General features: G+C 60.7%; 6 protein-coding genes. 3 read left to right on the forward strand and 3 right to left on the reverse strand.

Annotated elements, in window-relative coordinates; all coding sequences use genetic code 11:
* Positions 1-1,070 (forward strand): hypothetical protein (locus VN887_08300; GenBank protein ID HXT40009.1); only part of this gene is annotated, 1,070 nt, incomplete at its 5' end.
* 25 nt (positions 1,071-1,095) lie between these two features.
* The gene (locus tag VN887_08305; protein HXT40010.1) at positions 1,096-1,911 is read left to right on the forward strand and encodes an RluA family pseudouridine synthase; all 816 of its coding nucleotides are present in this window, start codon (positions 1,096-1,098) and stop codon (positions 1,909-1,911) included.
* Between the two features lie 9 nt (positions 1,912-1,920).
* Here the strand turns inward: VN887_08305 and VN887_08310 are convergent, their stop codons facing one another.
* The 3 genes from VN887_08310 to VN887_08320 are packed head-to-tail and all read right to left on the reverse strand — an operon-like array spanning position 1,921 to position 4,153.
* Positions 1,921-2,583, reverse strand: coding sequence for a LysE family transporter (locus tag VN887_08310; protein ID HXT40011.1), 663 nt, complete (start codon positions 2,581-2,583; stop codon positions 1,921-1,923).
* A gap of 6 nt (positions 2,584-2,589) precedes the next feature.
* Positions 2,590-3,459: a CDP-diacylglycerol--serine O-phosphatidyltransferase gene (gene pssA / locus VN887_08315; protein ID HXT40012.1), complete on the reverse strand. Its 870-nt coding sequence runs from the start codon at positions 3,457-3,459 to the stop codon at positions 2,590-2,592.
* A 7-nt stretch (positions 3,460-3,466) separates the two neighbouring features.
* Positions 3,467-4,153, reverse strand: a complete 687-nt coding sequence (locus VN887_08320; protein HXT40013.1) for a phosphatidylserine decarboxylase — start codon at positions 4,151-4,153, stop codon at positions 3,467-3,469.
* 156 nt (positions 4,154-4,309) lie between these two features.
* On the opposite strand from VN887_08320, the gene VN887_08325 reads away from it, so the two are divergent.
* On the forward strand, positions 4,310-4,714 hold a 405-nt coding region (locus VN887_08325), incomplete at its 3' end, for a ribonuclease H-like domain-containing protein (protein HXT40014.1).

Genomic DNA, 4,714 nt, shown 5'->3' on the forward strand with positions numbered 1-4,714 from the left:
AGGCGACGCCCGCCGCGCTGGGGCAGTTTTACTCGAACAACATGGCCGCGTACCGCATTCCCGAGCGCGTGCAGGTCAGCTACGTAAAATTCGAGCTGACCAATTATCTGGCCGAGGCCGACGAACAACTGGCGAAGATCACGAATTTGACCGAGCGCCTGGAGGCGTTCTATCAGCAGCGCGGTCCGGACTTTTTCAAGGATGCCGACGGCAGATCGCTGTCGCACCCCGCCGCAATCGAAAAACTGAAAGGCGAGCAGCGCGAAGGGTTTGCCATGACCGCCGCCAAGAGGAAGGCCACGGAGTTCATGGAACAACTCGACGATCTGTACCATAAACAACCCAAACAATCGGACAATCTGGAGAAACTGGCCGCGGCGACGGGCAACCAGTCCGGAGTCACTCAACCGTTCACACGTCGCGATGGTCCGAAGGAGTTGAAGGTGCTCGACACGTTCACGCAGGCCGCCTTCGCGCTGACACCGGAAATGCCGATGCCCAGCGATCCGCTTCCGGGCGAGGACGGTGTCTTTGTCATCACGCTGAAGAACCGGATCCCGAGCGAGTTGCCGCCACTGGACGCCGTCCGTGAAAGGGTCACGGCGGAGTTTCGCGAGCGCGAGGCGTCGGAAGCGGCCCGAAAAGCGGGCCAGGCGTTTTACAGCGTTCTCACCAACGGATTCGCGCAGAACAAATCGTTTCAGGCCGTTTGCCTCGAAGCCGGGGTGATTTCGCAGAAGCTGCCGCCGTTTGCGCTCAGCACACGTTCATTGCCGAAGGAATGGGAGGACCGGGTTGACCTGAGCCTGCTCAAGGATGTCGCGTTTGCATTGACGCCGGGCAAGACGAGCCGTTTCGAAATGGCGCGCGACGGCAAACAGGGGATCATCGTCCACCTGGTGTCGCGGCTGCCAGTGGACGAAGCGAAAATGAAGGTGGAGATGCCGGCTTTCACCGCCAGTTTGCGGGAGCAGCGCCAGCGTGAAGCGTTGAACCAATGGCTGCGCAAGGAGTACGATCAGGCGCACCCCAACTTCGCGTCCTCCCGGAACAAGTCCGGTTCCGATTAGGGCGGCGTTGCGGCCGGATTTGTTTATGACAAAACCGGTGGGTGTTTTCATCAGGCTTTCCGCGCCGGAGACACGCGAGTTCTGGCGGATTCCCATTCTCTGGGAGGACGAACATCTGCTGGTACTCGACAAACCAAGTGGTTTGCTGACGTCGCCGGACCGCCGTGAGCCGCTACGGCCCAACCTGATGAAACTGCTGCACCGGGACATTGCCCGCGGCGCATCGTGGGCGCGCGAGCGGCACCTGACCTATCTCGCGAACGCGCACCGGCTCGACCTTGAAACCAGCGGCGTGCTCCTGCTCGCCAGGCACAAGTCAGCGCTGGCCGCGCTGGCCGCCCAGTTCGATGCGGGGAAACCGGCCATTACGCACGTCGCGCTGGTCCAGGGCGCGCCCGCGGGAAATGCGTTTGAAATCGACGCCAGACTGTCTCCGCATCCGGCACACCCCGGTTTGATGCGCGTGGACAGCCGGCAGGGGAAAAAAGCGAGAACACTCTTCGAAGTGTCAGAACGTTTTTCGCGTTACGCGCTGCTGACATGCCGTCCATTGAGCGGGCGGACTCATCAGGTCCGCGCGCATTTGCGCCACGCCGGCCTTCCGGTTGTGGGCGACAGACTCTACGGCGGCGCGCCGCTGCTGCTGTCCCGTTTGAAATCAGGCTATCGTTTGAAGCCGGGCCACGAAGAGCGCCCGCTGATTGATCGCGCGGCGGTGCACGCCGAACGACTCGACGTCACGCATCCGGTTTCTGGCTCGGGCGTGATGATTGCCGCGCCCTGGCCCAAGGACCTGATTGTAGGCGTGAAGTACCTGCGACGGTACGCGGCGGACGCCTGAGCCACGCTTTTACCGGTGGGCCAGCAACCGAACGAGCCGCGCGCCAATGAGCAGCGACACAACCAGCAGGGTTGCGCCGGACGCGCGCGACATTTTCAGGAGCGTGTTGGTCGAAAATCGCCCGTGCCTTCGTGCGGCGAGGAAGCTCAACAGCGTGAACCAGGCGAAGCAGCCGAGCGCCACGCCGAGGAGACAGGCGCCCTTGCTGGGCCAGGTGTCGTTCATCCGATCGTGCGCGATGAACGTGGCCGCGGCGGTGATCCACCACAGCAACACGCCCGGGTTGCCGAGACAACGGACGAACCCGGTCCAGAAGGCCGTGTGTGGATGGAGGCGGTGTTCGATGGACTCGACACTGCGCGTGGTGGCGGGCAGCGAACGCGCCAGCAGATATTTCACGCCGAGACCGAGCATCAACAGGAAGCTGACCAGTTCCATCGTCGCCTTGACCCACCGCGAATCGAACAGGGGAGCGAATCCGGCAAACGCAACGGCGCAGTAGATCACCTCCATGATCGTCGCCCCCAGGCCGATGAGGAACGCCCAGCCGAAGCCACGCACCGCGCCTTCGTTCACAATGGAAATGTTGATGGGCCCGACCGGAATCGAAACGAGAAACCCGCTCAGAAAACCAGTGAGGGCGGGTATCAGGTAATCAGAGAGACTGGCCATGCAAGGCTACGGGGAAGGTTCCTCCTCGTCGTCTTCTTCCTCGATATCGTGAACCATCTTGCGCGACAGCCGCGGGCGGATGAAGCCGTAAACAAGATAGGCCGTAAAAAAAAGCGGCAGCAACACAGGAATGACCTGGTGCCAGGCAATGAGGAAAAATCCGACGGCCACAATGGTGACGACCATCTTTGGAAATGTCCGGCGGGCGCGCCAGTCGAATTTTTTGAACGACGGATACTTCACCTCGCTGACCATCATGACGGACAGAAACACCAGAATGACCGGCAGCGAGTAGCGCCAGGGAGTCCGTACGAACCGTTCATCGAGCCATTCGTGCTCATCCAGCCACAACAGGAACAGGGTAATCGAGGCGACGAGACCGGCGGCCGAAGGAATGGGAAATCCAAGGAATTCGTTGCCGCCGCTGCCTTGCGCCTGCATGGCGAGACAATTGAAGCGCGCGAGCCGGAACGCGCCGCAGATCAAATAGATGGACGCGATGAACCAGCCGAATTCGGGGTGGCTTGCAAACACGTCGCGCAGCACCACGCGGTGGACCAGGAACGCCGGCGCGGCACCGAAGGAAATGATGTCCGCCAGTGAATCGAACTCCCGGCCAAACGGACTTTCGTAGCCGCCCAGACGCGCCACGCGACCGTCCAGCAGATCAAACACACAGGCGAGGATGATGAAAAAAATGGCGTTGCGGATGACTTTGGCAAAATTCGCGTCGGTGATGTCCGCTTCAACGATGCGCGTCAGTGCCAGAAACCCGCAGAAGAGATTCCCTGCGGTCAGCAGGTTGGGCAGGAGATAGATTCTCAGTTTGCCCGACCCGGTTTCATTCGCGGGAGGATTGTTGATCTCCGTCGCCATACAGGTTTTACCCGCGGGCGGCGATCACGGATTCGCCGCCGCGTACCTTATCACCGAGTTTGACGCGGATCTGGGCCGTCAAGGGGAGGTAAATGTCCACACGTGAGCCGAATTGAATCAGACTTATCCGTTCGCCGCGAGTCACTTCATCGCCGACGGTGATCCACGGAACAATGCGGCGGGCGAGGACGCCGGCGATCAGACGCACGGCAATCTTCTCGCCGGGCTTTTCGGCCGAGTCAAAGCCGACCAGCACGTTCTCGTTGTGGTCTGCGGATTCGTGTTTGAGTGCGCTCATGAACTGGCCGTTCGTCCGTTTCAGGCAGGCAATTCGTCCCGCGACCGGCGCCTTTTGCACATGCACTTCCACGACAGAAAGAAAAATGGACACCCGCCGGCAGGGACCTCCCAGGAACTCCCCCTCCGAAGTTTCGTCGATGACATCCACCTTGCCGTGGGCGGGCGACACGATCACGCCGGCGTCGGGCGGAACGCGCGGGTCCGGGTCGCGAAAGAACCAGAGGCAAAACAAAGCGAACAGAACCCATACACCGAACAGAAATCCCGCAATAGCGGCGACGAAGGCGCCAACGATCGTCGCCAGCACTCCCGCTGCCGTGGCCAGCAGCAACGCGATCAACGTCCAGAGGATCAATTTGAGCGCGGCGTGCAGGGCCTTGCCTTTGTGCTTCACGCGCTCATCTTAATCGGCGGCCATGCAGACTGAAAAGAGGATATTTGCGCGGAGACAGGCGACGCGCGCGCAGTTTTGTGATTCGAGTTTTTGTTTTGTCTCAAACGTGCCGCCCGGTAGAGTTGGTCGCGCCGTCGGTCAGCGCGGTTCATCCCGATGAAGAACATTGTTTATTTCGACCTGGAAACGCAAAAGTCTGCGGACGAAGTCGGCGGTTGGGACAAGATCAACCTGATGAAGATGAGCGTCGGCGTGACATACAACACGGGACGCGGTGACTACCGGATCTATGGTGAGCCGCAGGTCAATGAACTGATCGGCGAGTTGCAGCGGGCCGACCTGGTGGTGGGGTTCAACAACCTGCGTTTCGATTATGAGGTTTTGCACGGATACACGGCGCTCGACCTGCGGCAGATTCCGACGCTGGACATGCTGGTCGAACTGCAAAAGGCTTTGCAGCACCGGCTCTCGCTCGATGCCATCGCCGCGGCAACACTGGGTGTGGAGAAGACATCGGAAGGGATGCAGGCGATCCGCTGGTACAAGGAGGGCAGGCTGCTC

Source organism: Candidatus Angelobacter sp., assembly GCA_035607015.1.
GTDB lineage: Bacteria > Verrucomicrobiota > Verrucomicrobiia > Limisphaerales > AV2 > AV2.

What these genes read in the sequence shown, in the direction of transcription:
- VN887_08310 (HXT40011.1), bottom strand. Translation starts at nt 2,583, where the DNA reads ATGGCCAGTCTCTCTGATTACCTGATACCCGCCCTCACTGGTTTTCTG.
- VN887_08305 (HXT40010.1), top strand. Translation starts at nt 1,096, where the DNA reads ATGACAAAACCGGTGGGTGTTTTCATCAGGCTTTCCGCGCCGGAGACA.
- pssA (HXT40012.1), bottom strand. Translation starts at nt 3,459, where the DNA reads ATGGCGACGGAGATCAACAATCCTCCCGCGAATGAAACCGGGTCGGGC.